The sequence below is a fragment of the Streptomyces actinomycinicus genome (assembly GCF_016741775.1).
Classification (GTDB): domain Bacteria; phylum Actinomycetota; class Actinomycetes; order Streptomycetales; family Streptomycetaceae; genus Streptomyces; species Streptomyces actinomycinicus.
Map to the genome: position 1 here is coordinate 1 of NZ_JAERRK010000053.1, position 3,268 is coordinate 3,268.

Annotated in this window: 3 protein-coding genes; 2 read left to right on the forward strand and 1 reads right to left on the reverse strand. The window is 71.7% G+C overall.

What is annotated here, in order from left to right:
- Positions 1-210 precede the first annotated feature (210 nt).
- Positions 211-825 carry a hypothetical protein gene (locus JK359_RS38400; protein ID WP_201844358.1) on the forward strand — a complete coding sequence of 205 codons (615 nt, stop codon included), beginning with the start codon at positions 211-213 and terminating at the stop codon, positions 823-825.
- Between the two features lie 104 nt (positions 826-929).
- On the opposite strand, the gene JK359_RS38405 is transcribed toward JK359_RS38400, so the two are convergent.
- Positions 930-1,901 (reverse strand): RDD family protein, encoded by a 972-nt coding sequence (locus JK359_RS38405; RefSeq protein ID WP_201844360.1) that lies wholly within the window; start codon positions 1,899-1,901, stop codon positions 930-932.
- 142 nt (positions 1,902-2,043) lie between these two features.
- Here JK359_RS38405 and JK359_RS38410 point away from each other — a divergent pair, with 142 nt between their 5' ends.
- On the forward strand, positions 2,044-3,051 hold the full coding sequence (locus tag JK359_RS38410) for a stage II sporulation protein M (RefSeq protein WP_201844361.1): 1,008 nt from the start codon (positions 2,044-2,046) through the stop codon (positions 3,049-3,051).
- Positions 3,052-3,268: the final 217 nt, after the last annotated feature.

Sequence of the window (3,268 nt, forward strand, 5' to 3'; positions counted from 1 at the left end):
TCGACGGCCCGTACAAGCCCGACCACTACCGCTACTGAGCCGGTGACCCCGTAGTCCGGCCTGCCGAGGGAGTGCACCGGTGCACCGACGCACCCCCTCGGCAGCAGCTCCGCAGAGACAGGCCCCCGCACCCCCGTGCCGGGGGCCTGCCCCTTTGGCCGCCGGACCATGGCCCCCGGCCGGACCCGCCCGTCAAGATCCAGGACCCCCATGCCCCGCGGCCGATATTCGCTCCACGATCCGCACGATCACACCCCCCTCGGTGAAGAGCACTTCCAGTGCGCCCCCGGCCCGTCCGGCTGGCGCTACGTGTCCCGGCTGACCACCCCCGCCGGCGCTCAGCGCGGCTCGGTCGACCTCGCCCTGGACGACCTCGGCCGCCCCATCCGCCTCGAACTCCACGCGGGCGACTGGCAGGTGCGCGGCGCCGCCCTCGACGGCGTCACTTGGGTGCGCACCGACGCCACCGGAGCCCATGCCACCGAAGGCAATGTGCGCGCCCACGCCTTCACCGGCACGTCCCCCGCGTTCCTCGTCGCCACCGCCCGTCTGCTGCGCCTCACCCCTTCCTCCCCCGCGACCCGCGTCCGCCTCGTGACCTTCACCGACCCGGTCCTCGCCCCCCGCACCGTGGACCAGTCCTGGGCTCTGACCGACAGCGAAGCACACGCCACTGACAACGGCCCCCTGACCGTCGACGAATACCAGGTCACAGCCCTGGACTCGGGAGAACAGCACACGGTTCACATCGCCGGCGACGTGGTACTGGCCGCACCCGGAATCGAGCTGGAGGACCTTCAGTCACCCCCGTCGGCCTTCGACTGAACACCGAACGCGGCGATCACGACCCCGTCCGCCGCGCCCCGCGCCCCGAACCCGCCTCCCTTTCAGCCCGGTGGCCTACGACATCACCCGGCTGCGACGGGGGCCTAGGACGGCGGCGCGAAACCGGTGGCCGGACGATCGGCCCGCGCCTCGTCCCGCGGGACCGGATGAGTGGCCTGAGCCGGATGCATGGCCTGAGCCGGGTACGAGGCCTGAGCCGGGGGCGTGGCCTGAGCCGCGGGCGTGGCCTGAGCCGGGTACGGGGCCGGCGACTGGTACGACGCCGGCGTGCCGGGCTGCATCCCCGCCCCGGGGCCGGATCCACCGGCGACCCCGAACGCCCGCCGGGCCTCACGAGCCTGCCGCTCGTGCACCACGGCCGCCAGAAAGACGGCCGGCGGGAGATCCCCCGGCACCGGAGCCCCCGTGCGCGCCGCGAGGTCGCCCGCGAGCCGCAGCGCCATGTCCGCCGAGACCTGGGGGTCCAGCTGCCGCATGCGGGTCAGGTACTGCCGGACGGCAAGCCACAGCCCGTCCGGAACCGCCGACAGATCCAGCTCGGCGAACCGCCCCGCGAGCAAGGAGGGCGGAGGAGGTACGAAGCCGGTCCGCGCGACCGGTATCCGCTCGCGCACGACCAGGGTGCCCGCGAACACGTCCCCGAGCCGTCGCCCCCGCGCCGACACCAGCGAGGCGATACAGGCCACCACCCCGAAGGTCATCAGGATCTCGATCACTCCGACCGCGCCCCGCACCAGCGCGTGCCGGAAGCGGATCGGCCCACCGTCGTCCCGCACCACCCGGAGTCCGAGCGCCAGCTTGCCCAGCGAGCGCCCGTGACTGAGCGTCTCGACCGCTATCGGCCCGCCGACCAGTACCAGCAGAAACGATGCGATGGACAGCGCCACCTGCGCGGCCTCGTCCAACGACGCCGTCGACGCCACCAGCACCACGACCACGAGGATGTACGCGAACACGGCCACCGCCAGGTCGAGCAGTACGGCCAGCGCCCTGCTCGGCAGCTTCGCGGGCCTCAGTTCAAGGGCCACCGCCTCGCCCGTCACCAGCTCACTCACGCCCGCCGTCCTTCCCTGATCTGCCCCCGGGAGCGCAAGTCTGCCAAGCTGTGGGCGGTCGCGCCGCAGTACGACAACCTGACAGCAAGCACGAGCTTCCACGACGAGTCGTGGACGACCAGCCGAGGAGCAGGCACAGCCGATGGACCTGGACGTCTTCGTCTCCGTACACCGAGCCGAATGGGACCGCCTCGACGCTCTGCTGCGCCGACGGCGCCGTCTCACGGGCTCGGAGGCGGACGAACTCGTCGCCCTCTACCAGCGCACGGCCACCCATCTCTCCCTCATCCAGTCCAGCGCGCCGGACCCGCAGCTGACGGGACGGCTCAGCCAGCTCGTGGCACGCGCGCGTAGTGCCGTCGCAGGCACCCGTCGCGCCTCATGGCGCGACGCCACGCGCTTCCTGGCCCAGGGTTTCCCGGCCGCCGTGTACCGCGCGCGCCACTGGTGGGTGCCCACGGCTCTCGTCTCCACCACCGTCGCGATCCTCCTGGGCTGGTGGATCGGCACCCATCCCGAAGTGCAGTCGTCCATCGCGGCCCCGAGCCAGCTGCGCGACCTGACCCGTCCCGGCGGCGAGTACGAGACCTACTACTCCAGCCATCCCGCGGCCGCCTTCGCCGCCCAGGTGTGGACGAACAACGCGCAGGCGGCGGCGCTGTGCCTGGTCCTGGGGATCTTCCTGGGCCTGCCCGTCCTCTGGATCCTCTTCGAAAACATGCTCAACCTGGGCGTCGGCTTCGGCCTCATGTCCTCGGCGGGACGTCTCGACACCTTCCTCGGGCTCGTCCTCCCGCACGGCCTGCTCGAGCTGACCGCGGTCTTCGTCGCCGCCGGCACCGGAGTGCGCCTCGGCTGGACGCTCATAGACCCCGGTCCCCGCAGCCGGCGCACCGCTCTCGCGGAGGAGGGGCGGGCAGCCGTCGGCATGGCGATCGGCCTCGCCCTCGTCCTGTTCGTCTCCGGCGCCATCGAAGGCTTCGTCACCCCGTCCGGCCTGCCCACCTGGGCCCGCATCGGCATCGGCGTCGCTGCCGAGCTGGCCTTCCTCGCCTACGTCTACGTCCTGGGCGGACGTGCGGCGCGCGCGGGCGAGACCGGCGATCTCGAAGCGGCGGACCGCAGCGCCTCCGTGCCGACGGCCGCCTGATGTGCGTAGGGCCCCTCTGAGCTGCTAGTCTCCTCTTCGCCCCGCAAAAGCCGTTGACACGGCGGGCGCGGGGAGGTAGATTCAAACAGTTGCCTAGAGAACTGGACAGGTTCCCCGGCGACCACATAGAATCTACTAGCTTCCTCAAAAGCCGTGAATGGCATCTGATGAAGCATCCCCCGATTACTCAGAAATGAGCGGCCGGTCAGACCGGCCA

What these genes read in the sequence shown, in the direction of transcription:
- JK359_RS38400 (WP_201844358.1), top strand. Translation starts at nt 211, where the DNA reads ATGCCCCGCGGCCGATATTCGCTCCACGATCCGCACGATCACACCCCC.
- JK359_RS38410 (WP_201844361.1), top strand. Translation starts at nt 2,044, where the DNA reads ATGGACCTGGACGTCTTCGTCTCCGTACACCGAGCCGAATGGGACCGC.